The 402-nt window shown below is 70.9% G+C and carries 1 protein-coding gene; it reads left to right on the top strand.

The genetic code is table 11. The annotated features are described in order from the left end of the window. Nucleotides 1–402: AMP-binding enzyme (locus tag AC066S_RS39825; protein ID WP_478272067.1), on the top strand; the 402-nt coding region annotated here is incomplete at both ends.

Genomic DNA, 402 nt, shown 5'->3' with positions numbered 1-402 from the left:
TAGGCCGCAACGACGATCAGGTGAAGATCCGCGGCTACCGCATCGAGCCGGGCGAGATCGTGGCGCGGCTTTGCGAGCACGCCTGGGTGCGCGAGGCGGTGGTGGTGGCGCGCCAGAGCGGCGCCGGTGACAAGCATCTGATCGCCTATGTGGTCTGCGCGCCCGAGGCCGGCTCGGACGAGGGCGATGCAGGCGGGCTTGCGGGCGCTTTGCGCGCGCACTTGAGTGCGCGGGTGCCGGACTACATGATGCCGAGCGCGTTTGTGCGGCTGGCGGCGCTTCCGCTGACGGTGAACGGCAAGCTCGATCGCAACGCGCTGCCGGCCCCTCGCGATCAGGCCTATGCGCTGGCGGCCTATGAGGCGCCGCAAGGCGCGGTCGAGACCGCGCTGGCGCGGATCT

The organism is Bradyrhizobium sp. CFUWI (assembly GCF_056429085.1).
The sequence above is the reverse complement of the archived record's forward strand: the minus strand, read 5'-3'. Positions and strand labels throughout refer to the sequence as shown.